Below are 24,082 nucleotides of genomic sequence, written 5' to 3'. Positions count from 1 at the left end.
CCGGCTCCCCCCGTGCGACTGAGTGCTGCCGCCTACCGTAGCCGCCCGCGGGAGTGCCCGCGCACGAACCGTCCCTGCCGGTGAGCGCGTCTCAGTGGGTGATCGCGAGCCGGCGGTGCACCCGGCGCAGCGGTCCGGGCGCCCACCAGTTGTACCGCCCGAGCAGCGTCATCGTCGCGGGGACCAGCAGGAGGCGCACGATCGTCGCGTCGACGAGGACGGCGACGGCGAGCGCGAACCCGACCTCCTTGATGACGAGCAGGTCGCCGAAGACGAAACCGGCGAACACGACGACGATGATCGCGGCCGCCGACGTGATGATCCGCCCGGAGCGCTGCAGCCCGAGCCGGACCGCCTCGTCGTTGGACAGGCCGGTGTCGTAGAGCTCCTTGATGCGTGCGAGCAGGAACACCTCGTAGTCCATCGCGAGGCCGAACGCGAACGCCACGACGAGCGCGACGACGTACGTCTCGATCCCCCCCACCGAGGAGAAGCTCAGCAGCCCTTCCAGGTGGCCGTCCTGGAACACCCACACGAGCACCCCGAGGGACGCCGCGAGCGACAGCGCGTTCGTCAGCAGCGCCTTCACCGGCACCACCACGGAGCCGGTCATGAGGAACAGGAGCACGAGCGTGGCACCGACGACGATCCCCACGGCCCACCACACGCGCTCGCCGAGCGCCTCGAGGAAGTCGACCTGCCCCGCCGCCTGCCCCGTGACCCAGACGTCGAACCCCGGGTCCGTCGCCCGGACCTCCCGCACGACCGACACGGCCTCCGGCCCGCCGGCGTCGTCCGTGTCGACGTGCACGCCCACCACCGCGTACGACCCGAGCGGCGCTGCCGGGTCGACGCTCTCGACGCCGTCGAGCGCCGCCACGTCGTCGGCCCACGCCTGGGCGTCCTCGACGCTCGCGTCCACGACCGCGACGACCTGGGCGCCCGCGCTCGACGGGTACTGCGCAGCGAGCTCGTCGACGAACTCACGCTGCGGCGACCCCTGGGGGAGCAGCTCGATCCCCGAGTTCCGCAGCTGCAGCCCGAGCACGGGCAGCGCGAGGACCACGAGCAGCGCTGCCGTGGTGAGCAGCACCCACGTCGGGTGCCGCTGGACGCGCTCCGCGAGGCGCGAGAACGCGCCCTCGTCCGACTGCACGTCCGCGGTCCGGGCGAGCACGCGGCGCAGGCCCGGGACCCGGCCGAGCAGCCCCGGGCGGGCGAGGCGGCGCCCCGAGTACGCGAGCAGCGCAGGGACGAGGGTGAGCGCCGTCGCGACGGCCACGAGCACGACCCCGAGCCCGGCCGCGCCGACCGCGCGCAGGATGTCCGGGCGGAACACCATGAGGCCCGCGATGGAGATCGCGACCGTGAGCGCCGAGAACGCGACCGTGCGGCCCGCGGTCTCCATGGTGCGCACGAGCGCCTCGTGCACCACACCGTCTCCGCGCCGCCGACGCAGGGACGGGTCGTCGCCCGCCTCGATCAGGCGGTGCAGCTCCTCCCGGAACCGCGACACCACGAGCAGCCCGTAGTCGATCGACAGGCCCAGGCCGAGCAGGGTGACGACGTTGACGATGGAGGCGTCGACGTCGAGCACGTACGTCAGGCCCAGCAGCACCCCGAGACCGGCACCGATCGACGCGACGGCCCCGGCCATCGGCATGGCCGCGGCGAGGAACCCGCCGAAGACGAGCACCATGATGAGCAGCGCGACCGGCAGGGCGACGGCCTCTCCCGTCGTGAGGTCCTCCTTCACCTGGCTCGTGATCGCCTCGACGATGAGCCCGTTCGACCCCACGAGGCCCGTCGCGTCGCCCGCCGCCTCCGGGGCGGCGTCCGCGAGCACGCCGGGCACGGCCTCGAGCTGCTCCACGACGCGGTCCGCGACCGCGTCGGTGCGCTCGGCGTCGAGGTCGGTGCGCAGCGTCACGACCGAGAGGAAGCCGCGCCCGTCCTGCGCGACGAGCGACTGCGCCGCCGGGTCCTCCACGCCGCCGGGGATCACGTACGGGTCGATGACCGTGTCCACGCCCTCGATGGCGACGAGGTCGGCGTCGACCCCCGTCATGGCCTCCACGACCTGCGGGTCCGCCGGGTCGACGCCGGACACCAGGAGCGTGATCTCCGTCCCGCCCTCGTCGTTCTCCGCGAGGACCTGCGACGCCCGCTCGCTGTCCGAGCCCGGGATCGTCGGCGCGCCCGTCGTCACGCGGTCGAACACGCTCTCCCCGTGGACCCCGAACAGCGCCAGCGCGAAGCCGAGCGCCGCGAGGAGGACCCACACGACGACGGTGAGACGCGGGTGGCGGGCGACACGACGACCGAGGCTCGAGAACACGAGCGCCAGCATCCCACCCGCTCCCGCTGCGTGTCAGATCTCCCGCGCCCCGGCGACGGACGTTCACCCGACCTCCCCGGCCCGGCACCTCCGCGTGGGCGGCGGTGCGTAGGCTCGAGCCCATGTCCACCGGTGATCTCTTCGGCGGCGACCTCTTCGGCGCCGCCACCTCCGGCGCGCAGGGCACGCCGCGACCCGGACCGGGGGCCCCGCTCGCCGTGCGCATGCGCCCCGCCACCCTCGACGAGGTCGCGGGCCAGGCCCACCTCCTCGTGCCCGGCTCGCCCCTGCGGCGGCTCATCCGGTCCGGTGCCGAGAGCGACGCGTCCGGCGGTCGCGCGGCGCCCGGCTCCGTCATCCTCTGGGGCCCGCCCGGCACCGGGAAGACGACGCTCGCCTACCTCATCGCGACCGCCTCCGGCCGCCGCTTCGTCGAGCTCTCGGCCGTCACCGCGGGCGTCAAGGACGTCCGCACGGTCGTCGAGGACGCGCGCCGCCGCCTCGCCACCGGCGGCGAGGAGACCGTCCTGTTCATCGACGAGGTGCACCGCTTCTCCAAGTCGCAGCAGGACGCGCTCCTGCCCTCTGTCGAGAACCGTTGGGTCACGCTCGTCGCCGCCACCACGGAGAACCCCAGCTTCTCCGTCAACTCCCCGCTGCTGTCGCGCTCCCTCCTGCTCACCCTCCAGCCGCTCGGCGACGACGACGTCCGGGCGCTCGTGCGCCGCGCGGTCGCCGACGAGCGTGGCCTCGGCGGCCTCGTCGCGCTCACCGACGAGGCGGAGGACCACCTCGTGCGCCTCGCCGGCGGCGACGCGCGCAAGGCGCTCACCGTGCTCGAGGCCGCCGCCGGCGCCGCGCTGTCCGACGCCCCCGTACCCGTGCCCGCAGCGGCCGCGTCGGCCGACGACGACGCCGAGGGCGCAGGGCGCGGCACGCCCGACGCCGGCCCCCCGCCCGTGCCCGTCGACCTCGACGCCGTCGAACGCGCCGTCGACGTCGCCGCGGTGCGGTACGACCGCGACGGCGACCAGCACTACGACGTCGTCTCCGCCTTCATCAAGTCGATGCGCGGCTCCGACGTCGACGCCTCCCTGCACTACCTCGCCCGCATGATCGCGGCGGGGGAGGACCCCCGCTTCATCGCGCGCCGCATCGTCATCGCCGCCGCGGAGGACGTCGGCATGGCCGACCCCTCGGCGTTGCAGACCGCGGTCGCCGCCGCCCAGGCGGTCCAGCTCATCGGCATGCCCGAGGGCCGGATCGTCCTCGCCGAGGCGGTCGTGCACCTGGCGACCGCGCCCAAGTCGAACGCGGCCTACCTCGGGATCGACGCGGCGCTCGCGGACGTGCGCGCCGGGAAGGCGGGGTCGGTCCCGCCCCACCTGCGCGACGCGCACTACCCGGGCGCCAAGCAGCTCGGTCACGGTGCGGGCTACCGGTACGCGCACGACGCGCCGCACGGCGTCGCCGCGCAGCAGTACCTGCCGGACTCCCTCGTCGGGTCGCGGTACTACACGCCCACGGACCGCGGGTACGAGCGGCAGGTCACGGACCGGCTCGGGCGCATCCGCGACATCCTCGGGCAGGACGGTCCTGCGCGCTGACGGGGTCGGGGACCGCGACGCCCTGCGTGCGGTAGACTGCTCAGGTTGCCTGCACGGCGACCACCTGGGACCTCGGCCCCGACCCCTCGCCCTTCCTCACGGAAGAGCGCGCGGTCCATCGGCTGGTCCCGCACCCGGACCCGGTTCTCGGGACCAGGTGTGACGTCAGAACCCGAACGACAGGAATGAGACACCGCTGTGACGTCTGTCAAGCGCTCGCGCCGCCAGGTCCGCCTGAGCCGCGCCCTGGGCATCGCCCTCACCCCGAAGGCCGTCAAGCACTTCGAGAAGCGCCCGTACCCCCCGGGTGAGCACGGCCGCGCCCGCCGTCGCACCGAGTCGGACTACGCGGTCCGTCTCCGCGAGAAGCAGCGTCTGCGCGCCCAGTACATGCTCCGCGAGAAGCAGCTCGCGCGTGCGTACGAGGACGCCCGCAAGGACAAGGGCCTGACCGGTGAGGCGCTCGTCGAGAACCTCGAGACGCGTCTCGACGCGCTCGTGCTGCGCGCCGGCTTCGCCCGCACCATCCTGCAGGCGCGCCAGGCGGTCACGCACCGCCACATCCTCGTCGACGGCAAGATCGTGGACCGTCCGTCGTTCCGCGTGAAGCCCGGCCAGACCCTCCAGGTCAAGCCGAAGAGCCAGGCGACGACGCCGTTCCAGGTCGCGGCCGCGGGCGCGCACCGCGACGTGCTGCCGGCCGTCCCGGGCTACCTGGACGTCCAGCTCGAGAAGCTCAGCGCGGTGCTCACGCGTCGCCCGAAGCGCGCCGAGGTCCCCGTGCAGTGCGAGGTCCAGCTCGTCGTCGAGTACTACGCTCGCTGATTCCTGCCCCGGACGCCTCGCTCACCGCTTCGTCGGCGAGCGAGGCGTTCGTGCGTCCGGGCCGGTGCGCCGGCCCGCCCCCCGCGGGTGCGGTCGCGCCGTGCCCGACGACGGTCCCCGCCCTGGTGCGGGTAGTGTTTCGCGGAGCCGTGGGTGCGTCCGCGAGGAGCCCTGCGGCGACGACCGTCCCGCGCGCACGGCGCACGGGTGCCGCGCACGCGGCACCGTGACTGGCACTGGAGGAAGAATGTCCCTGGGAGATGTGGCCGGCCTCATCGCAGCCGTCGCGTTCGTGCTGCTCGTCGGCCTGCTCGCGGTGCCGCTCCTCAAGCTCGGCCGCGTGCTCGACGAGGCGCGCGCGAGCATCAAGGAGGTCACCGACCACTCGGTGCCGATCCTCGACGAGGCCGCGACGACCGTCGCCACGACGAACAGCCAGCTCGTCAAGGTCGACACCATCACCACGTCGGCCGCCCAGGTGAGCGAGAACGTCTCCGCGCTCACGGGCCTGTACGCCGCGACGTTCGGCGCGCCGCTGGTCAAGGTCGCCGCGTTCACCTACGGCGTGCGCCAGGCCGCCGCGCGCTCGTTCGGCGGCCGTCGGTCGTCGGGCCGGTCGTCGGCCTCGTCCACGGGCCGCGCCGAGGGGTCGCGCTGATGCGCCGGGTCTTCTGGATCGGTGTCGGCGTCGCGATCACGGTCGTGGTCGTCGTGCGCGGCAAGAAGGTCCTGGCGCGCTACGCGCCGGCGTCGCTCGTGGACCAGGCGACCGAGCAGGTGAACGGCCTCGGCGAGAAGGTCGTCGAGATCGCCCGCGACTTCCGCACCGAGTTCGCGCTCGCGCGCGACGCGCGCGAGCAGGAGCTCATGGCGGCGCTGCTCGCCGAGGGCCAGGAGGACCCGGACGCCGTCCGCGCACGTCGCGCGGCCGGACGCCACGCGCGCCCCGCCGCCGCCGACCGGGACGCCTTCGACGACACGGACGACGTCGAGGACCTGCTCGGTTACTCCTTCTAGGACGCCGAGCCCGCGGCGCCCACCGCACCACCCCGCACGACCACCGACCTCTTTCCGAAGGACATCATGCGCACCGCCGAGATCCGCAAGCGCTGGCTCGACTACTTCGCCGACCGCGACCACACCGTCGTGCCGTCGGCGTCGCTCGTCTCCCCGGACCCGTCCACGCTGTTCACCATCGCGGGCATGGTCCCGTTCATCCCGTACATGACGGGGGAGCAGACCCCGCCGTGGGACCGTGCGACGAGCGTCCAGAAGTGCGTGCGCACCCTCGACATCGACGAGGTCGGCAAGACGACGCGCCACGGCACGTTCTTCCAGATGAACGGCAACTTCTCGTTCGGGGACTACTTCAAGGAAGGCGCGATCACCTACGCCTGGGACCTCGTCACGGGCGCGCGCGAGGAGGGGAAGTACGGGTTCGACCCCGAGAGCGTGTGGGTCACCGTCTACCACGACGACGACGAGGCGCGGCAGCTCTGGAAGCGCATCGCCGGCCTGCCGGACGAGCGCATCCAGGCGCGCGGCAAGAAGGACAACTACTGGTCCACGGGCCAGCCCGGCCCCGCGGGCCCGTGCTCGGAGATCTACATCGACCGCGGTCCCGAGTTCGGCCAGGAGGGTGGCCCCGTCGTCGACGAGGACCGCTACCTGGAGATCTGGAACCTCGTCTTCATGCAGTACGCGATCGACGACGTGAAGTCCAAGGAGGAGTTCCGGATCGTCTCGGAGCTCGCGCGCAAGAACATCGACACCGGCATGGGCCTGGAGCGCGTCGCCTACCTCCTCCAGGGCAAGGACAACCTCTACGAGATCGACGAGGTGTTCCCCGTCATCACCGCGGCCGAGGCGCTCTCCGGCAAGCGCTACGGCGCGAACCACGAGGACGACGTCCGCATGCGCGTCGTGGCCGACCATGTCCGCTCGGCCCTGATGATCATGAGCGACGGCGTGCGCCCGTCCAACGAGGGCCGCGGCTACGTGCTGCGCCGTCTGCTGCGCCGCTCGGTGCGCGCGATGCGCCTGCTCGGCGTCGAGGACCGCGCCATGCCCGCGCTGCTCCCGGTGAGCCGCGACGCGATGGCGCCGTCGTACCCGGAGGTCGCGACCGACTTCGCGCGCATCTCCGACGTCGCCTACACCGAGGAGGACGCGTTCCGGCGCACGCTCACGGCCGGCACGACGATCCTCGACACCGCCGTGTCGCGGGCCAAGGCTGCGGCCGGCTCGGGCGGGACGCCGCTGCTCGGCGGCGACCAGGCGTTCGCGCTGCACGACACGTACGGCTTCCCGATCGACCTCACGCTCGAGATGGCGGCCGAGCAGGGCGTCCAGGTCGACGAGAAGGCGTTCCGCGCGCTCATGACCGAGCAGCGCCAGCGGGCGCGCGCCGACGCGCTCGCGAAGCGCTCGGGCGGCGTCGACACGGCGGCGTACGAGTCGCTCGCGTCCGAGCTCGCGGCGCCCGTGGAGTTCCTCGGGTACACCGAGTCGTCCGCGGCGGTGCGCGTCGCCGGCCTGCTGGTCGACGGCGTCCCCGCCCCGGCCGCGACGGCGCCGGCCGACGTCGAGGTCGTGCTCGACCGCACCCCGTTCTACGCGGAGGCCGGCGGCCAGCTCGCCGACCACGGCACGATCGTGCTCGACGGCGGCGCGACCATCGAGGTCGACGACGTGCAGCGCCCGATCAAGGGCCTGTCGGTGCACCGCGGCCGCCTGGTCGAGGGCACCGCGGCGCTCGGCGACCCGGGCACCGCGACGATCGACCGCGACCGTCGCAAGGCGATCAGCCGCGCCCACTCGGCGACGCACATGATCCACAAGGCGCTCCAGGAGTCGCTCGGCAAGGACGCGACGCAGGCCGGGTCGGAGAACGCGCCCAGCCGCATCCGCTTCGACTTCCGCCGCTCGTCCGCCGTGCCCTCGGGCGCGCTCTCGGAGATCGAGGAGCGGGTCAACACCCAGCTCCAGGAGAACCTCGAGGTCACGGACCAGCTCATGCCGATCACCGAGGCGCGCGCCCTGGGGGCGATGGCGCTGTTCGGCGAGAAGTACGGCGACACCGTGCGCGTCGTCTCCATCGGCGGCGACTGGTCGCGCGAGCTCTGCGCCGGCACGCACGTGCAGCGCACGGGCCAGCTCGGCCTCGTCACGCTGCTCGGCGAGTCGTCGATCGGCTCGGGCGTGCGGCGCGTCGACGCCCTCGTCGGTGACGGCGCGTACGGGTTCCAGGCGAAGGAGCACGCGCTGGTGGGCCAGCTCACGGGTCTGCTCAACGTGCGGACCGAGGAGCTGCCCGACCGCGTGAGCACGCTCGTGTCGCGCCTGCGCGACGCCGAGAAGGAGCTCGCCCAGCTCCGGCAGGCCCAGCTCCTCGCGGCGGCCGGCACGCTCGCCGCCGGGGCGGAGCTCGTGGGCGGCACGCGCGTCGTCGTGCACGACGCCGGTGAGGTCGCGTCCGCGGACGACCTGCGCGCGCTCGCGCTCGACGTGCGCGGCCGTCTCGGCGAGGCGGAGCCCGCGGTCGTCGCCGTCGGCGGCGTCGCGAAGGGTCGCCCGCAGGTCGTCGTCGTGACGAACGCCTCCGCTCGTGCGGCCGGGCTGCGCGCTGGCGTGCTCGCCAAGGCTGCCGCCCAGACGCTCGGTGGCGGTGGCGGCGGCAAGGACGACATGGCCCAGGGCGGCGGCACGGACGTGTCCGCGCTGCCCGCCGCCCTCCGGGGCGTGCGCGACGGCGCAGCGGCCGGCGCGTGACCGGCCTGCCCGTGCAGCCCGCAGACGACGGGCGCGCCCCCCTCCCGCGGGGGGCGCGCCTCGGCGTCGACGTGGGCAGCGTCCGCGTCGGCCTGGCCGCGAGCGACCCTGACGGTCTCGTCGCGACCCCCGTCGAGACCCTCGCACGCGACACGCGCGCCGGCGCGGCGGTCCCCGCCGACGTCGCCCGCATCGCGGCCGAGGTCGAGGAGCGCAACGCCCAGGTCGTGTACGTGGGCCTGCCGCGGCACCTCTCCGGCGGGGAGGGCGCCGCCGCCCAGGGCGCCCGGGCGTACGCTGGTGCGGTGGCTCGCGTCGTCGCACCGGTGCCGGTGCACCTCGTCGACGAGCGGATGACGACCGTCAGCGCCCACCAGGCGCTGCACGCGTCGGGACGCGCCGGTCGCAAGCACCGGAGCGTCGTCGACCAGGCCGCCGCCGTTATCATTCTGCAATCCGCTCTCGAGGCCGAGCGGGGCGCGGGGGTGCGCGCCGGAGAACCTGTAGACCCGACAGGAGACCACCGACCGTGACCGACCTGTTCGAACGGCCCGCAGTCCAGGGCGAGCAGCAGCCCGCGCGCTCCTCGCGCGCCGAGCAGCGCGCGCGCCGGGCCGCGAAGAAGCGACGCCAGCGCCGGCGCCGCCGGGCCCTCGTGGTCCTGCTCGTCTCGCTCCTCGTGGTGGGCGGAGCGGGCTACCTGCTGCTCAACAACGCGTCCGACCTCTTCGGGTTCGCGAACCCGCTCGAGGCGAAGGACTTCGAGGGCCCGGGGACCGAGCCCGTCGACGTCGTGATCGAGCCCGGTTCGACGGGCCGCGACATGGGGGCGGTGCTCACCGAGGCGGGCGTCGTCGCGAGCTCCGCGGCGTTCGCGAACGCGTTCGAGGACAACCCGAACGCCGGCAAGATCCAGCCGGGCACGCACACGCTGCTCCTCGGGATGTCGGCGAAGGACGCCGTCGCGCGTCTCGTGGCGAACGACTCGCGCGTCGAGACGAAGATCACGATCCCCGAGGGCTACACGGTCAAGCAGGTGCTCGAGCGGTCGTCCTCCGTGACCGGGATTCCCGTCGCCGAGTTCGAGGCGGCCATGGCCGACACCGCCGCCACGGGGCTGCCCGCCGAGGCGAACGGCAACTACGAGGGCTGGCTCTACCCGACGACGTACGTCCTCGAGCCGGGCGACGTCACCGCCACGGGGATCATCCAGGGCATGGTCAGCCAGACCACGAGCGAGCTCGCCGAGCTCGGCGTGGCGCCCGAGCGCTTCCAGGAAGTGCTCACGATGGCGTCGATCGTCGAGTGGGAGGGCAAGAACGCGGAGCAGCGGCAGAAGGTCGCGCGCGTCATCTACAACCGCATCGAGGACGGCATGCCGCTCGGCATGGACGCGATCGACGTCTACGGGCTGGGCAAGCCGGCCGGTCAGATCACGACCGAGGAGTTCCAGAACCCCGACCTCCCGTACGCGTCGCGCGTCCACCAGGGCCTGCCCCCCACCCCGATCGGGAGCCCCAGCCGGGAGAGCGTCGAGGCCGTGCTCAACGCACCGGAGGGCCCGTGGCTCTGGTACGTGACCGTGAACCTGGACACCGGAGAGACGAAGTTCACCGACAAGTACGCGGAGTTCGAGCAGTTCAAGCAGGAGTACCGGCAGTGGTTGGCGGAGAACGAGGGGTGAGCACGACGCGCCCGCCGCGCCGGGCGGCCGTCCTCGGCCACCCCGTCGCGCACTCGCTGTCGCCGGTGCTGCACCGTGCCGCGTACGACGCGCTCGGGCTGGACGGGTGGTCCTACGAGGCGATCGACACGACCGAGGAGCAGCTCCCGGCCTTCGTCAACGGCCTCGACGCCTCGTGGGCGGGCCTGAGCCTGACCATGCCGCTCAAGCACGCGGTGATCCCGCTGCTGGACCACGTCGACCCGCTCGCGAACGTCGTCGGGGCGGTCAACACGCTCGTGGTGCAGCCTACGGGTGGGACACGACCGACGTTCGTCGGGACGAACACCGACGTGCACGGCCTCGTCGCGGCGCTGCGCGAAGGGCTGGGGGAGCGGGAAGTCCGTTCCGCCGTCGTGCTGGGCGCCGGCGCGACCGCCGCCTCGACGCTCGCCGCGCTGGCGCAGCTGGGCTGCACCGCACCGTCCGTCCTCGTGCGCTCGCTGGGGCGCACGGGAACCCTGCAGCGCGCCGCGCACCGCATGGGCGTCGAGCCGCGGTTCGAGGTGCTGGACCCGGCGTCGCCCGCGCTCGTCGACCGCCTCGTGCGCACGGACGCCGTCGTGGCCACCCTGCCGTCGCGTGCCGCCGACCCGGTGGCGGGCGCGCTGTCCCAGGCCGCGGTGACGCCCGGCGGGGTCCTCCTCGACGTCGTCTACGACCCCCGGCCCACCGCGCTGTCCGTCGCCTGGGCCGCGGGCGGCGGCACCGTCGTCGGCGGCGAGCGCATGCTCCTGCACCAGGCGGCCGAGCAGGTGCGGCTCATGACGGGCAAGGCTGCGCCGCTGGCGACGATGGACCGCGCCCTCGGCTCCGCGCTCGGCGCCCCGGTCTGAGCCCCACGCGAATCAGCCGCCGAGGACCGCGCGGGTCGTCGTCTGGCCCCAGCCGGCGGCGACGCCCGCGCCGAGCACCATGAACGGGCCGAAGGCCACCGCCGTGTCGCGGCGAGCGCGCCGCGAGACCACCAGGCCGAGCGCCCACGCCCCGCCGAGCAGGAACGGCAGGAGGAGCCCGGTGACGAGCTCGGCCCACCCGAACCACGCGAGCGGGGCGCCGAGCGTGCCCGCGAGCTTGACGTCGCCGAACCCCAGCCCGGGCGGGTGCGCGAGCCGCAGCGCGGCGTAGGCGCAGAAGCCCACGGCGCCGCCGGCGAGCGCGCGGACGAGCGGCTCCCCGTCGCCCGCCGCGAGCGACGCGACCGCGAGCAGCACGACGACCGCGACCCCTGTCGGGAGCACGATCACGTCCGGCAGGCGGTGCGTGCGCACGTCGATCACGGCGAGCAGCGCGCCTGCCGCGGCGACGACCGCGACGGCGGGCGTCGCCCACGACAGGCCCGACCACCACGCCGCGGCCGGCACCGCGAGCAGCGCGAGCACTCCACCCGCCCGGCCCGCGACCCGGAGCTCGCGGGCGAGATCGGCGCGACGGCGTCGTCCCCACGTCCTCGGCGCGCCCGCGGTCACGACGGCCGCCCGCGCCTCGTCCGGCTCGTCGTCACCCGACCCGCGGCGCGATGTCGCGGCGTGCCTCGTCCCGTCCCCCTGCTGGACCATGCGCGGCACCGTAGCGTGCCCGCGGAGGCGCGCGACGTCGTCGTCCACAGGCCGCCGCGTCGGCGGGCACGGAGCTGCGCGCCGCGCCGCAGGGGACCGCGGGACCGACGCCTCAGGGGACCGCTCGACCGTCGTCGCACGCCGTCGGTCCGCACTGCGGGCGGCCGCCGGGACGACGGCGCCGACGTGGGAGGATGGCGATCATGCTGCGTTGGTTGACATCGGGTGAGTCGCACGGCGAGGCGCTGGTCGGGATCCTCGACGGGCTGCCCGCGGGCGTCGCGCTCACGACGGACGACGTGCGCGCCGCGCTCGCGCGTCGCCGCCTCGGGTACGGCCGCGGTTCACGCCAGAAGTTCGAGCAGGACGAGCTGCGCGTCCTCGGCGGCCTGCGCCACGGCGCGACCCAGGGTGGTCCGCTCGCCATCGAGATCGCGAACTCCGAGTGGCCCAAGTGGGTCGACGTCATGTCGTCCGACCCCGTGCCGCCCGAGGCGCTGCTCGTCGACGCCGGGACGGGTGACGTCCGGGAGATCGCGCGCAACCGCCCGCTCACCCGGCCGCGCCCCGGGCACGCCGACCTCGTCGGCATGCGCAAGTACGGTTTCGAGGACGCACGACCGGTGCTCGAGCGCGCCTCGGCGCGCGAGACCGCGACGCGGGTCGCGCTCGGCACGGCCGCGGCGAAGTTCCTCGAGCAGGCCCTCGGCGTCCGGCTCGTGTCGCACGTCGTCGCGATCGGGCCGGTCGAGGTCCCCGAGGACGCGCCGGTGCCCGGCCCCGACGACGTCGCCGCGCTCGACGCCGACCCGGTGCGCTGCTTCGACCCGGACGCCGCGGCGGCCATGGTCGCGGAGATCGACGAGTGCCAGAAGGCGGGAGACACGCTCGGCGGCGTCGTCGAGGTGCTCGCGTACGGGGTTCCCTCGGGCCTGGGCACCTACGCGCAGAGCGACCGGCGCCTCGACGCGCGCCTCGCCGCCGTCCTCATGGGCATCCAGGCGATCAAGGGCGTCGAGGTCGGCGACGGCTTCCGCACCGCGCGCCGCCGCGGGTCCGCCGCGCACGACGAGATCGAGCGCGGCGCCGACGGTCGCATCCACCGGCGCAGCAACCGCGCCGGCGGGGTCGAGGGCGGCATGTCGAACGGCGAGGTGGTGCGCGTGCGCGCCGCCATGAAGCCGATCTCGACGGTGCCGCGCGCGCTCGCGACGGTCGACGTCGTCACCGGCGACGTCGCCAAGGCCCAGCACCAGCGCTCCGACGTGTGCGCGGTCCCGCCCGCGGCGGTCGTCGCCGAGGCCATGGTCGCGCTCGTCCTCGCCGAGCAGGCGCTCGAGAAGTTCGGCGGCGACTCCGTCGCGGAGGTCCGCCGTAACGCCGAGGCGTACCTCGCCGCGATCCCCGAGCTGCAGCGCTGATGACGCCCGTCGCCCCGGGGACCCGGCCGGTCGTCGTGCTCGTCGGGCCGCCCGGGAGCGGGAAGTCGACCGTCGCGCGCCACCTGGCCGAGCTGCTCGGCCTCGCGCAGCGCGACACGGACGTCGACGTCGAGACCACGGCCGGGAAGCCGGTCGCGGACATCTTCGTCGACCACGGCGAGCCGCACTTCCGCGAGCTCGAGCGCGAGGCCGTGACGACCGCGCTCGCGACGCACGACGGCGTCCTCGCCCTGGGCGGCGGCGCGGTGCTCGACGAGCACACGCAGACCGCGCTCGCCGCGTACGTCGCCGCGGGCGGGACGGTCGTCTTCCTCGACGTGAGCCTCGCGCACGCCGCACCGCGCGTCGGCCTCAACCAGGCGCGTCCGCTCCTGCTCGGGAACCCGCGGGCGCGCTGGGCCGCGCTCATGGAGGCGCGGCGCCCCGTCTACGAGCGGGTCTCGACGCTGCACGTCGCGACGGACGCGCGCACGCCCGCCCAGGTCGCGCGCGAGATCCGCGAGCACCTCGTGGACGGTGCGCCCGGCACTCCCGGGCGCACGACGCCCGCACCCGCGCCGGCCGACCCCGCCGGAACCCCGGTCGAACAGGAGAACGCGTGAGCGACACGACCCCCGACGCCATCACCCCCGCCCAGGACACGACCGCGGCCGCGCCGACGCGTGTGCGGGTCTCGGGCGAGCAGCCGTACGACGTCGTCGTGGGGCGCCACCTGCTCGGCGAGCTGCCCGCCATGCTCGGCGCCCGGGTGCGCCGGGTGCTCGTCGTGCACCCCGCGGCCCTCGCCGCGACGGCCGAGGTGGTCCACGAGGACCTCAAGGCGTCGGGCTACGAGGCGTACGTCGCGGAGGTCCCGGACGCGGAGGAGTCCAAGACCGCGCAGGTCGCGGCGTTCCTGTGGGGCGTGCTCGGACAGCTGGACTTCACGCGCACGGACGCGGTCGTCACGGTCGGCGGCGGTGCGACGACGGACCTCGGCGGCTTCGTCGCCGCGACGTGGCTGCGCGGCATCCGCGTGGTGCACGTGCCGACGACGCTCCTCGCGATGGTCGACGCCGCGGTCGGGGGCAAGACCGGCATCAACACGGCCGAGGGCAAGAACCTCGTCGGTGCGTTCCACCCGCCCGCGGGCGTGCTGTGCGACCTCGCGGCCCTGGAGTCGCTCGGCCGCTGGGACTTCGTCGCGGGTCTCGCGGAGGTCGTCAAGACCGGGTTCATCGCGGACGAGCGCATCCTCGAGCTCGTCGAGGAGCACGCCGACGCGCTCGCCGCGTGGGGCACCCGGCCGACGACGGACGAGACCTGGGCCGTCGTCGCCGAGCTCGTCGAGCGCTCGGTCGCGGTCAAGGCGCGCGTCGTGGGGGAGGACCTCAAGGAGGCCGGCCTGCGCGAGATCCTCAACTACGGGCACACGCTGGGCCACGCCGTCGAGCTCACCGAGCGCTACCAGTGGCGCCACGGCGCGGCCGTCTCCGTCGGCATGGTGTTCGCCGCCGAGCTCTCGCGCCTCGCCGGGAAGCTGGACGACGCCGTCGTCGAGCGGCACCGGGCGATCCTCGGCTCGCTGGGGCTGCCCCTCACCTATCGGGGCGACCGCTGGGAGCAGCTCATGTCGGCCATGCGCCGTGACAAGAAGTCGCGCGGCGACCTCCTGCGGTTCGTCGTGCTCGACGACGTCGCCCGCCCGACCCGCCTCGAGGGTCCGGACCCGACGCTGCTCGCCGCGGCCTACGCGGAGATCGCGGCGGACGCCCCGGTGGGCCGCGGGCCGATCGCCCTCTGAGGGGCCACGGTCGAGGTCAGGCCCACAGCCCTCGGGTGCGGAGCACGTCGCGCAGCACGTCCGAGCGGTCGGTGACGATCCCGTCGACCCCGAGGTCGAGCAGCCGGTGCATGGTCGGGGCGTCGTTGACCGTCCAGGCGTGCACCGCGACGCCGGCCCGGTGCGCGGCCCGCACGAACGCGGAGTCCACGACGCGCACCCAGCCTTCGCGCACCGGTACCTGGAGGCAGTCGACGGAGCGCGCGGCTCGTCGGGCGAGCGCGTCGACGCGGGCGCGCCCCGCGAGCAGCATGCCCACCACCGCGCCCCGCGCGCCGGACACGGTCACAGGCCGCGAGAGCCGCGCGACGGTCGCCTCGCGGCGCGCCGCGGCGAACGACGCGACGCACACGCGGTCGTGCGCGCGCGTGCGCTCGATCGCGCGCGCGACCGGCTCGGCAGCCGCCGCCGACTTGACGTCGACGTTGACCCGCAGGTCCGGCCACGTCCCGAGGACGTCCTCCAGCGACGGCACCGGCTCTCGTCCGCCGATCCGGGCGGCGCGCACCGTGCGCCACGGGAGGTCGGCCACGAGGCCGCGCGCGTCCGTCGTCCGGTCCAGCGAGGCGTCGTGGAGCGCCACGGCGACGCCGTCCGACGTCGCGTGGGCGTCCGTCTCGACGTACCGGAGCCCCAGCTCGCGGGCCGCCGCGAACGCGGCCATCGAGTTCTCGAGACCCTCGCGCGAGAAGCCGCGGTGCGCGAGCGCCGCGAAGGGCACGTCCAGGTAGCGCGTCGCGCTCATGCGGCCGCCCCTGGGCGGGCGTCGGACGGCGCGGGGCCGGGTGCGCAGGGCAGCGGCAGGAGCAGGACCGGGGGCAGAGGGCGGGCAGCGCTGAGGGTCACCCCGCCAGCGTGCCCGAGGCCGTGGTCCGTCGCCCGTCGGGAGCGGGCACGGACGTCTCGCCGTCGCCGGCCCCGGCACGGCTAGGCTCGGGCGCCATGGAACGCGTGCTCGTCCTCAACGGACCCAACCTCGGTCGGCTCGGTGTGCGGGAGCCGGAGATCTACGGCTCGGCCTCGATGGCCGACCTCCGTGCGTCGGCGTCGACGTGGGGGAGCGCGCTCGACCTCGCCGTCGACGTGCGGCAGACCGACGACGAGTCCGAGCTCGTCGGCTGGCTGCACGAGGCCGTCGACGCCCGGACCCACGTCGTGCTGAACCCGGCCGCGTTCACGCACTACTCGTACGCGGTGCGCGACGCCGCCGCGCAGGTCACGACGTCCGGCCTGCTGCTGGTCGAGGTCCACCTGAGCAACCCGGCGGCGCGCGAGGCGTTCCGCAGCCACTCCGTGGTGGGCGCGGTGGCGACGGGCACGATCGCGGGCTTCGGCTTCGACTCCTACCGGCTCGCGCTCGAGGCGGTCGCCGCGCGCCTGCGTGGAGCGGCCCAGGCTTGATCGTGCTCGATCAAGCCCCAAGGCTTGATGGAGTGGGAACAAGGGTCTAGCCTTGAGGGTATGTACGTCCTCACCGTCGACCAGCGGGGGAGCACCGGTCGTCCCGATCGCGTCCCCGAGGTGCTCGCGCGCCTCGAGGAGGTGCTGGCGGACCGCGCCGGTGTCGTGGTCCCGTTCGACCGGACCGTCGGCGACGAGGTCCAGGGGGTCCTCGACCACCCGGAGGTCGTCGTCGAGGTCGTGCTCGACCTCCTGCGCGACGGCGGCTGGAGCGTCGGGCTCGGCGTCGGGCCCGTCGACGAGCCGCTGCCCGCGGTGTCGCGCGAGGCGTCGGGCACGGCGTTCGTCCTGGCCCGCGAGGCGGTGGAGCAGGCGAAGTCGCGCGCGGCCACCGCGCCCGTCGCCGTCCGCGGGGAGCCCGCGTCGCGCGCCGCGGAGGTCGAGGCGCTCCTGCGTCTCCTCGCGGCGGTCGCGGACCGGCGCACCGCGCCCGGGTGGGAGGCCGTCGACGCGCTGGCGCGTGTGGGTGGGACCCAGAAGGATGTGGCTCGCGCGCTCGGTGTGTCCGAGCAGGCGGTCAGCCAGCGGCTGCGCACCGCGCTGTGGCCCGAGGAGGCGGCGGTGCGGCCCGTGGTCGCGAGGCTGCTGGGCGAGCTCCACGAGGGGCCGCCGGTGGATCGGCAGGAGGAGAAGGCGTGACGGACCCGGTGACGGTCGTGCTCGTGGTGGTCGTCTGGGTGGTCGCGCTCGCCGCGAGCGTCCTCGGCGGCGGCCCCGTGACCCAGTGGGTGCTGCGCGCGGCGGCGCGCTCGGGCGGCTCCGCCGCTCCGGGGCGTGCCGGCCGGCCCCGGCGCGCGGCCCCTGCGGACCCGGCGGCCGTGCCCGTGCCCCCGCCGCCCCCTCCGACGACGGGGCCGATCGGGACGGAGGCGGTCAAGGCTCTGCGCGGCGGGACGTGGATCGGGATCCTCGAACGGTTCGCGATCACGGGCTGCCTCCTCGCGGGCGAGCCCGGCGGCATCGCCTTCGTCGTCGCGATCAAGGGCCTGGGCCGCTATCCCGAGCTGCGCGAGCACCCCGTCGCGTCGGAGCGCTTCGTCATCGGGACGCTCGCCTCGATGTGCTGGGCGGCGACCCTGGGCGTCGTGGCGAACGCGGTCCTCGCCGCGCTCCGGTAAGATCGTCAAGGCCCATTTCCGCATCCCGCCCTCGCGTGGCCCCCTCGTGCCGTCCCGGCGCGCGGTGGCGCGTCGACGGGACCGCTGACCCTCCGACAGGAAGACGAACGTGGCGACCACCAACGACATCAAGAACGGCACCGTGCTGCGACTCGACGGCCAGCTGTGGACCGTGATCGAGTTCCAGCACGTCAAGCCCGGCAAGGGTGGCGCGTTCGTCCGCACCAAGATCAAGAACGTCATGACGGGCAAGACGATCGACAAGACGTTCAACGCCGGGCTCAAGATCGAGACCGCCAACGTCGACCGCCGTGACTTCCAGTACCTGTACCAGGACGGCGCGGACTACGTGTTCATGGACACCTCGACGTACGACCAGATCACGGTCGGCGCCGAGATCGTGGGCGACGCCAAGGACTACATGCTCGAGAACCAGAACGTGCTCATCGCGTCGAACGACGGCCAGCCGCTCTACATCGAGCTGCCGGCCTCGGTCGTCCTCGAGATCACGTACACCGAGCCGGGCCTGCAGGGCGACCGCTCGACGGGCGGCACCAAGCCCGCGACGCTCGAGACGGGCGCGCAGATCCAGGTCCCGCTCTTCCTCGAGCAGGGCACCAAGGTCAAGGTCGACACGCGTGACGGGTCGTACCTCGGCCGCGTGAACGACTGACCGCCGGCACCGACGGACAGACGACGGACTGACATGGCCGCACGCACCAAGGCGCGCAAGCGCGCGCTCGACGTCCTCTTCGAGGCGGAGCAGCGTCACGTGGACCCGACGACCCTCCTCGCGGAGCGCGTCGCCGACCCCGGGACGGCGCAGACCGCGCTGCCGCAGTACGCGGTCGACATCGTCGAGGGGGTGCTCGCCCACCGCGAGCGCATCGACGAGCTGCTCGAGACCTACTCCCACGGGTGGACGCTCGAGCGCATGCCCGCGGTCGACCGGGCCCTGCTGCGCATCGGCGGCTGGGAGATCCTCTTCAACGACGACGTCCCGGACGTCGTCGCGATCGACGAGGCCGTCGACCTCGCGCGCTCCCTGTCGACCGACGACTCGCCGTCGTTCGTCAACGGGCTGCTCGCGCGCATCGTCGAGATGAAGCCGACGATCACGGCCTGACCGCGGCGCCCGGTCTCGGCCGGGACGACGCCTCGCGCGGCGTCGGTCACGGGTGTGACCGACGCCGCGTCCCACCGGGCGGGACGCGCACCCGGCCGCCGGACCACCGGCGGTAGGGTGGGTGACCGTCAGACATCCTTTAAGGCCCGTCCTGTGAGGCGGGGAAGGAGGTCGCCGGACATGAGCTCTGGCGCTGCTGTGCCCACACCATCCGCACCCCGGCCGGGGTCCGACCCCGAGACGGGGCCGACCGCCGGGACCGTCGTCCTCACGGCGGCGGACATCTCCCGCGCGCTGACGCGCATCGCCCACGAGATCGTGGAGCGCAACAAGGGAGCCCACGACCTCGTCCTCCTCGGCATCCCGACGCGCGGCGTCCCGCTCGCGGCCCGGCTCGCCGAGCGACTCGCCGCGATCGAGGGAGACGGCGCGCCCGACCCGCACGCGATCGTCGGCGAGCTCGACGTGACGATGTACCGCGACGACCTGCACCGCCACCCGACGCGCACGATCGGCGCGACGCGCCTGCCCGCGTCGGGGATCGACGGCAAGGTCGTGGTCCTCGTCGACGACGTCCTGTACTCCGGCCGCACGATCCGGGCCGCGCTCGACGCGATCAGCGACCTCGGCCGCCCGCGCGCGGTGCAGCTCGCGGCGCTCGTCGACCGCGGCCACCGGGAGCTGCCGATCCGCCCCGACTTCGTGGGCAAGAACCTGCCGACGTCGACGTCCGAGCGCGTGAGCGTGCGCCTCGCCGAGATCGACGGCGCCTCAGCGGCGGGCGACGCGTCCGACGACGCGGTCGTCATCCGGCCCGCGGCCCCGCAGGCGGCCGCCACCGACGGTGGGGAGGCCCGCGCATGAGGCATCTGCTCTCGACCCAGGACCTCGGACGCGCCGACGCCGTCCGCATCCTCGACACGGCCGCCCAGATGGCCGCGACGCAGTCGCGCGAGATCAAGAAGCTCCCGACGCTGCGCGGGCGCACGGTCGTCAACCTCTTCTACGAGGACTCGACGCGCACGCGCATCTCCTTCGAGACCGCGGCGAAGCGGCTGTCCGCGGACGTCATCAACTTCTCGGCCAAGGGGTCGAGCGTGTCCAAGGGCGAGTCGCTCAAGGACACGGCGCTGACGCTCCAGGCGATGGGCGCGGACGCGGTCGTCGTGCGGCACCAGGCGTCGGGCGCCCCGCACCTGCTCGCGCACGCGGGCTGGCTCGACGCGGCCGTCGTCAACGCGGGCGACGGCATGCACCAGCACCCGACGCAGGCGCTCCTCGACGCGTACACGCTGCGCCGCCACCTCACCGGGACAGGCCTGACCTCCCCGGGGGCGAGCGGCCCCGACGACGCCGCCGCACGAGGTGCCGGCCTCGACGGACGCCACGTCGCGATCGTCGGCGACGTGCTGCACTCCCGGGTCGCGCGCTCCAACGTCCACCTGCTGCACACGCTCGGGGCCCGCGTGACGCTCGTCGCGCCGCCCACGCTCCTGCCGGTCGGCGTCCGGACGTGGCCGTGCGAGGTCTCCTACGACCTGGACGCAACCCTCGCGGGGCACACGGCGCACGGCGGCCCCGACGCCGTGATGATGCTGCGCGTGCAGCGCGAGCGCATGAGCGGCGCCGGCGCCGGGGGCGGGGCCTTCTTCCCGAACCCGCTCGAGTACAGCCGCAAGTACGGGCTCGACGCCCGGCGCCTCGGACTCCTCGCCGAGCACGCCGTCGTCCTGCACCCCGGCCCCATGAACCGCGGCCTCGAGATCTCCGCGCAGGCGGCGGACTCGCCGCGCGCGGTGATCGTGGAGCAGGTCGCGAACGGCGTCGCCGTGCGCATGGCCGTGCTCTACCTCCTCCTCGCGGGCAGCGACGAGGCCGACGCCGCGGCGTCGTCCACGCCCCTGCCCTCCGCCCAGCCCGTCCCCGCCGTCGAAAGGGTCTCCGCCTCGTGAGCAGCGCCGCAACCACCACGTACGTCCTGCGCGGCGCGCGCCCGCTCGGCGGCGACCCCGTCGACCTCGTCCTCGCGGACGGTGTGGTCGCCGAGCTCGCTCCCGTCGGCGCAGCGCGCGCCGCGGACGACGACGGCACGGTCGTCGTCGACGCGACGGGCCTCGTCGCCCTGCCCGGGCTGGTCGACCTGCACACCCACCTGCGCGAGCCGGGGCGCGAGGATGCCGAGACGATCGCGTCCGGCACCCGCGCCGCGGCGGCGGGCGGCTTCACGGCCGTGCACGCGATGGCCAACACGACCCCGGTCGCGGACACGGCGGGCGTCGTCGAGCAGGTGTGGCGCCTCGGGCGCGACGCGGGCTGGGTCGACGTGCACCCGGTGGGCGCCGTCTCCGTCGGGCTCGCGGGCGAGCAGCTCGCCGAGCTCGGCGCGATGGCCGACTCCGCGGCCCGCGTGCGGGTGTTCTCGGACGACGGGAAGTGCGTCGACGACCCGATCCTCATGCGCCGCGCCCTCGAGTACGTCAAGGCGTTCGACGGCGTCGTCGCCCAGCACGCGCAGGAGCCGCGCCTCACCGAGGGCGCCCAGATGAACGAGGGCGTCGTGTCGGCCGAGCTCGGCCTCGCGGGCTGGCCCGCGGTCGCGGAGGAGGCGATCATCGCGCGCGACGTGCTCCTCGCGGAGCACGTGGGCTCGCGCCTGCACGTGTGCCACCTGTCGACCGCCGGCTCGGTCGAGATCGTCCGCTGGGCCAAGGGCCGCGGGATCGACGTCACGGCCGAGGTCACGCCGCACCACCTCGTCCTCACCGACGACCTGGCGCGCGGCTACGACCCGACCTTCAAGGTCAACCCGCCGCTGCGCACGGCCGCGGACGTCGAGGCGGTGCGCGAGGGTCTCGCGGACGGCACGATCGACATCGTCGCGACCGACCACGCGCCGCACGCGCGCGAGGACAAGGACTGCGAGTGGGCCGCGGCCGCGTTCGGCATGACGGGCCTCGAGACGGCGCTGAGCGTCGTGCAGCAGACCATGGTCGACACGGGCCGCATGACGTGGGCCGACGTCGCGCGCGTGCTGTCGAGCGCGCCCGCGCGCATCGGCCGCATCGACACGGGGGAGCGCGCCCAGGGTCGTCCGCTCGAGGTCGGCGAGCCCGCGAACGTCACGCTCGTCGACCCGGCCGCGCGGCGCGTGGTCGACGGCGCCGGGCAGGCCACCGCGAGCACCAACACGCCCTTCCAGGGCCGCGAGCTGCCCGGTGCGGTCGTCGCGACGTTCCTGCGCGGCCGGGCCACCGTGCTCGACGGCGCGCCCGTCGAGGCGTTCACCGCCGGTCGGGGGGTGGGAGCGTGAACCTGCCGCAGCCGGTCGCGGCCGGGATCTGGATCGTGCTCGGCGTCGTCCTGCTGACGCTCGTGCTCGTCGGCCGGCGCCGGCTCGTGCGCCGCTCCGCGGGCTTCGTGCCGACGCCGCCCGCGGTGCCGACGGAGCCCGCGCGCGGCGGCGTCGTGCTCGGCCCGCTCGACGCGCTGTACGTGTCGAGCACGCTCGCGGGCGACTGGCTCGCGCGCGTCGGCGTCCACGGGCTCGGCGACCGGGCGCAGGCCCAGGTCACCGTGCACGACGGCGGCCTGCACGTCGCGCGCCGCGGCGCCGACGACGTGTGGGTCCCCGCGGCGGCCGTCGAGGACGTGGCGCTCACCCCGGGCATGGCGGGGAAGTTCGTCGGGAAGGAGGCCATCGTCGTGGTGACGTGGTCCGTCCCGGCAGAGCCGGTCCCGGCCGACGCGCCCGAGGCGCCGGCGCACCCTGAGGTCCGGCTGGACACCGGGCTGATGCCGCGCCACGACCACGACGTCCTGCGTCTCCTGGAGGCCGTGCGCGACCTCGCCGGCCGACCCCGGAGCCCGGGCGCCGACGGTACCCGCGAACGACGAACCGGGGCGCCGAGCAGCGCCACCGACGCACCCACCGACCAGGACGGCCCGGCGCCGACGCGCGAGAGCGCGGCACCCGGCACCGACGAGAACGACGAGGAAGCACCTTGACCGCCTCAGCGAACGCAGTGAGCTCACCGACCGCAGTCACCTCGGTGACCGGCGCACCCGCCCCCGACCGGGCCCTGATCGTCCTCGAGGACGGCACGGTGCAGGCCGGTCGCGCGTACGGCGCGCGCGGCACGACCGTCGGCGAGATCGTCTTCAACACCGGCATGACCGGCTACCAGGAGACCCTCACCGACCCCTCCTACCACCGGCAGATCGTCGTCATGACGGCCCCCCACATCGGGAACACGGGCGTCAACGACGAGGACCCGGAGTCCGGCAAGATCTGGGTCGCCGGGTACGTCGTGCGCGACGCGGCCCGCCGCGCGTCGAGCTGGCGCGCGCAGCGCACCCTCGACGAGGAGCTCGCGGCCCAGGGCGTCGTCGGCATCAGCGACGTCGACACGCGCGCCCTCACGCGCCACCTGCGCGAGCTCGGCGTGATGCGCGCGGGCATCTTCTCCGGCGACGCGCTCGTGCGCGACGGCTACCCGCGCACCGTGGAGGACCTCGTCGCCGAGGTGAAGGCGGCGCCTGCGATGGCCGGCGCCGACCTCGCCCGCGAGGTGAGCACGGAGACGGCGTACGTCGTCGAGCCCTTCGAGGGCACGACGCCGGACGGCGAGCCCGTCGCGACCGTCGTCGCCGTGGACCTCGGCATCAAGTCGATGACGCCCCAGCGCCTCGCGCAGCGCGGCGTGCGCGTGCACGTGGTGCCCGCCGCGTCGACGGTCGCGGACATCGAGGCATACGCGCCCGACGGCGTGTTCTTCTCCAACGGCCCGGGCGACCCGAGCGCCGCGACGCACGAGGTCGAGCTGCTGCGCGGCGTCCTGGACCGCGGCACGCCGTTCTTCGGCATCTGCTTCGGCAACCAGATCCTCGGGCGTGCGCTCGGCTACGGCACGTACAAGCTCGCGTACGGCCACCGCGGCATCAACCAGCCCGTCATGGACCGCCGCACCGGCAAGGTCGAGGTCACGGCGCACAACCACGGGTTCGCGGTCGACGCGCCGCTCGACGGCGAGTCCGTCGCCCCGCACGACGGCGGCCGCTACGGGCGCGTCGTCGTGTCCCACGTCGGGCTCAACGACCAGGTGGTCGAGGGGCTCGAGTGCCTCGACCTGCCCGCCTTCTCCGTCCAGTACCACCCCGAGGCCGCGGCCGGCCCCCACGACGCCGCGTACCTCTTCGACCGCTTCGTCGAGCTCATGACGTCGCGTCGCGCCGCCGGCGCGGCGGGCGCAGGCTCCGACGCCGTCGAGCAGACCACCAAGGAGAGCTGACC

Annotated in this window: 24 protein-coding genes; 21 read left to right on the top strand and 3 right to left on the bottom strand. The window is 74.6% G+C overall.

Going from position 1 to position 24,082, the window contains the following annotated elements; translation table 11 throughout:
- Positions 1 to 91: 91 nt before the first annotated feature.
- On the bottom strand, positions 92 to 2,338 hold the full coding sequence (locus ABIE39_RS03915) for an MMPL family transporter (RefSeq protein WP_354050525.1): 2,247 nt from the start codon (positions 2,336 to 2,338) through the stop codon (positions 92 to 94).
- 122 nt (positions 2,339 to 2,460) lie between these two features.
- Between ABIE39_RS03915 and ABIE39_RS03910 the strand changes: the two genes are divergently transcribed.
- From ABIE39_RS03910 to ABIE39_RS03875, 8 genes are all read left to right on the top strand, one after another.
- A complete protein-coding gene (locus tag ABIE39_RS03910; protein ID WP_175008588.1) occupies positions 2,461 to 3,945 on the top strand; it encodes an AAA family ATPase in 1,485 nt (494 codons plus the stop codon).
- A gap of 198 nt (positions 3,946 to 4,143) precedes the next feature.
- Positions 4,144 to 4,770 carry a 30S ribosomal protein S4 gene (rpsD, locus tag ABIE39_RS03905; protein ID WP_074806274.1) on the top strand — a complete coding sequence of 209 codons (627 nt, stop codon included), beginning with the start codon at positions 4,144 to 4,146 and terminating at the stop codon, positions 4,768 to 4,770.
- 247 nt (positions 4,771 to 5,017) lie between these two features.
- Complete coding sequence (locus ABIE39_RS03900) at positions 5,018 to 5,428, top strand: DUF948 domain-containing protein (RefSeq protein WP_175008587.1); 411 nt, start codon at positions 5,018 to 5,020, stop codon at positions 5,426 to 5,428.
- The gene (locus ABIE39_RS03895; RefSeq protein ID WP_076404900.1) at positions 5,428 to 5,787 is read left to right on the top strand and encodes a hypothetical protein; all 360 of its coding nucleotides are present in this window, start codon (positions 5,428 to 5,430) and stop codon (positions 5,785 to 5,787) included. The genes ABIE39_RS03900 and ABIE39_RS03895 overlap by 1 nt, the downstream gene beginning before the upstream one ends.
- Positions 5,788 to 5,853: 66 nt before the next feature.
- Positions 5,854 to 8,541, top strand: a complete 2,688-nt coding sequence (alaS, locus tag ABIE39_RS03890) for an alanine--tRNA ligase (RefSeq protein WP_175008586.1) — start codon at positions 5,854 to 5,856, stop codon at positions 8,539 to 8,541.
- Complete coding sequence (gene ruvX, locus ABIE39_RS03885) at positions 8,538 to 9,074, top strand: Holliday junction resolvase RuvX (RefSeq protein ID WP_255437130.1); 537 nt, start codon at positions 8,538 to 8,540, stop codon at positions 9,072 to 9,074. The genes alaS and ruvX overlap by 4 nt, the downstream gene beginning before the upstream one ends.
- Positions 9,071 to 10,225: an endolytic transglycosylase MltG gene (mltG, locus tag ABIE39_RS03880; RefSeq protein WP_354050522.1), complete on the top strand. Its 1,155-nt coding sequence runs from the start codon at positions 9,071 to 9,073 to the stop codon at positions 10,223 to 10,225. Before ruvX ends, mltG begins: the two co-directional genes overlap by 4 nt.
- Positions 10,222 to 11,100 (top strand): shikimate dehydrogenase, encoded by an 879-nt coding sequence (locus ABIE39_RS03875; RefSeq protein WP_175008584.1) that lies wholly within the window; start codon positions 10,222 to 10,224, stop codon positions 11,098 to 11,100. Before mltG ends, ABIE39_RS03875 begins: the two co-directional genes overlap by 4 nt.
- 12 nt (positions 11,101 to 11,112) lie before the next feature.
- Here ABIE39_RS03875 and ABIE39_RS03870 read toward each other — a convergent pair whose 3' ends face one another.
- Complete coding sequence (locus ABIE39_RS03870; protein ID WP_354050520.1) at positions 11,113 to 11,823, bottom strand: prepilin peptidase; 711 nt, start codon at positions 11,821 to 11,823, stop codon at positions 11,113 to 11,115.
- A gap of 203 nt (positions 11,824 to 12,026) precedes the next feature.
- Here ABIE39_RS03870 and aroC point away from each other — a divergent pair, with 203 nt between their 5' ends.
- The 3 genes from aroC to aroB are packed head-to-tail and all read left to right on the top strand — an operon-like array spanning position 12,027 to position 15,048.
- The gene (gene aroC / locus ABIE39_RS03865) at positions 12,027 to 13,244 is read left to right on the top strand and encodes a chorismate synthase (protein ID WP_175008692.1); all 1,218 of its coding nucleotides are present in this window, start codon (positions 12,027 to 12,029) and stop codon (positions 13,242 to 13,244) included.
- Entirely contained in the window at positions 13,244 to 13,867 is a 624-nt protein-coding gene (locus tag ABIE39_RS03860) for a shikimate kinase (protein WP_175008582.1), read from the top strand. The genes aroC and ABIE39_RS03860 overlap by 1 nt, the downstream gene beginning before the upstream one ends.
- A complete protein-coding gene (gene aroB, locus ABIE39_RS03855; protein WP_354050518.1) occupies positions 13,864 to 15,048 on the top strand; it encodes a 3-dehydroquinate synthase in 1,185 nt (394 codons plus the stop codon). Before ABIE39_RS03860 ends, aroB begins: the two co-directional genes overlap by 4 nt.
- A 16-nt stretch (positions 15,049 to 15,064) precedes the next feature.
- Here the strand turns inward: aroB and ABIE39_RS03850 are convergent, their stop codons facing one another.
- The gene (locus tag ABIE39_RS03850; RefSeq protein WP_074806295.1) at positions 15,065 to 15,832 is read right to left on the bottom strand and encodes a glycerophosphodiester phosphodiesterase family protein; all 768 of its coding nucleotides are present in this window, start codon (positions 15,830 to 15,832) and stop codon (positions 15,065 to 15,067) included.
- Between the two features lie 197 nt (positions 15,833 to 16,029).
- Between ABIE39_RS03850 and ABIE39_RS03845 the strand changes: the two genes are divergently transcribed.
- The 10 genes from ABIE39_RS03845 to carA all read left to right on the top strand — a co-directional run bounded on the left by ABIE39_RS03845 (position 16,030) and on the right by carA (position 24,080).
- Positions 16,030 to 16,488, top strand: coding sequence for a type II 3-dehydroquinate dehydratase (locus ABIE39_RS03845; protein WP_114553966.1), 459 nt, complete (start codon positions 16,030 to 16,032; stop codon positions 16,486 to 16,488).
- A 60-nt stretch (positions 16,489 to 16,548) separates the two neighbouring features.
- Positions 16,549 to 17,187 carry a hypothetical protein gene (locus ABIE39_RS03840; RefSeq protein WP_209829155.1) on the top strand — a complete coding sequence of 213 codons (639 nt, stop codon included), beginning with the start codon at positions 16,549 to 16,551 and terminating at the stop codon, positions 17,185 to 17,187.
- Positions 17,184 to 17,666 (top strand): hypothetical protein, encoded by a 483-nt coding sequence (locus tag ABIE39_RS03835; protein WP_255181201.1) that lies wholly within the window; start codon positions 17,184 to 17,186, stop codon positions 17,664 to 17,666. The genes ABIE39_RS03840 and ABIE39_RS03835 overlap by 4 nt, the downstream gene beginning before the upstream one ends.
- Before the next feature lie 109 nt (positions 17,667 to 17,775).
- The gene (gene efp, locus ABIE39_RS03830; protein ID WP_021482610.1) at positions 17,776 to 18,339 is read left to right on the top strand and encodes an elongation factor P; all 564 of its coding nucleotides are present in this window, start codon (positions 17,776 to 17,778) and stop codon (positions 18,337 to 18,339) included.
- 33 nt (positions 18,340 to 18,372) lie between these two features.
- A complete protein-coding gene (gene nusB / locus ABIE39_RS03825) occupies positions 18,373 to 18,792 on the top strand; it encodes a transcription antitermination factor NusB (RefSeq protein ID WP_021482611.1) in 420 nt (139 codons plus the stop codon).
- Positions 18,793 to 18,972: 180 nt separating this feature from the next.
- Entirely contained in the window at positions 18,973 to 19,656 is a 684-nt protein-coding gene (gene pyrR, locus ABIE39_RS03820) for a bifunctional pyr operon transcriptional regulator/uracil phosphoribosyltransferase PyrR (protein WP_114553674.1), read from the top strand.
- Complete coding sequence (locus ABIE39_RS03815; RefSeq protein WP_114553673.1) at positions 19,653 to 20,744, top strand: aspartate carbamoyltransferase catalytic subunit; 1,092 nt, start codon at positions 19,653 to 19,655, stop codon at positions 20,742 to 20,744. The genes pyrR and ABIE39_RS03815 overlap by 4 nt, the downstream gene beginning before the upstream one ends.
- Positions 20,741 to 22,102 (top strand): dihydroorotase, encoded by a 1,362-nt coding sequence (locus ABIE39_RS03810; protein WP_209829158.1) that lies wholly within the window; start codon positions 20,741 to 20,743, stop codon positions 22,100 to 22,102. The genes ABIE39_RS03815 and ABIE39_RS03810 overlap by 4 nt, the downstream gene beginning before the upstream one ends.
- Positions 22,099 to 22,797 carry a PH-like domain-containing protein gene (locus ABIE39_RS03805; RefSeq protein WP_354050513.1) on the top strand — a complete coding sequence of 233 codons (699 nt, stop codon included), beginning with the start codon at positions 22,099 to 22,101 and terminating at the stop codon, positions 22,795 to 22,797. The genes ABIE39_RS03810 and ABIE39_RS03805 overlap by 4 nt, the downstream gene beginning before the upstream one ends.
- A 44-nt stretch (positions 22,798 to 22,841) precedes the next feature.
- Positions 22,842 to 24,080, top strand: a complete 1,239-nt coding sequence (carA, locus tag ABIE39_RS03800) for a glutamine-hydrolyzing carbamoyl-phosphate synthase small subunit (RefSeq protein ID WP_074806318.1) — start codon at positions 22,842 to 22,844, stop codon at positions 24,078 to 24,080.
- Positions 24,081 to 24,082 lie beyond the last annotated feature (2 nt).

The organism is Cellulosimicrobium sp. 4261, from assembly GCF_040546915.1.
Classification (GTDB): domain Bacteria; phylum Actinomycetota; class Actinomycetes; order Actinomycetales; family Cellulomonadaceae; genus Cellulosimicrobium; species Cellulosimicrobium cinnabarinum.
This window is presented reverse-complemented; position numbering and strand designations above follow the sequence as displayed.